The sequence below is a fragment of the Ruegeria sp. AF8 genome (assembly GCF_056541825.1).
In genome coordinates this window covers 1-528 of sequence record NZ_JBQFYW010000090.1, presented here as the reverse complement: position 1 = coordinate 528, position 528 = coordinate 1, and the positions used below count along the sequence as shown (strand labels likewise).

Here is a 528-nt window from a genome sequence, read left to right as displayed (position 1 = left end):
CGCAGCACTGACATCCATCGTTGGCGACAGTCTGAATGATCACAAGGCGCTGGCGGCCGGAACGGGGGCGGAAAAGTGGCTGGTTCCTTCAGATTACCTGTTTCTTTACAGGGATCGCGCACATTTTGAGGAAGATGCCTTTGGTTGGGATATCCGGCGCAGGAACGGGTTTCAGTGGGACGAATTGGAAGGTCACGCCTTCCATGAATATGACCCGGTTTACAGTCAGGGCATCGGATTTGCCGCCCGGCTTTCGGATCATGGCCACATCACCGACCCCGGCCGGTACGTGAAAGACCTTGCCGCGCATGTTGAGGCGAACGGCGGTCGCTTCATACGCGCAAATGTCGAAGATGTGGTTCGGGAAAACGGACATGTCACCGGTGTTCGGGCCGGTGGCGAGACAATTGCTTGTGACGCAGCCGTCGTGACGGCCGGGATCTGGTCGGGCCCATTGGCAAAGCGCTTGGGAGTTTCTGTTCCTCTTGAAAGCGAACGTGGTTATCATCTTGAATTGGTAGAGCCTTC

The 528-nt window shown here is 56.6% G+C and carries 1 protein-coding gene; it reads left to right on the top strand.

The window, feature by feature from the left end:
* A partial coding sequence (locus tag ACR0AO_RS25520) for an NAD(P)/FAD-dependent oxidoreductase (protein ID WP_480609867.1) occupies positions 1 to 528 on the top strand: 528 nt, incomplete at both ends.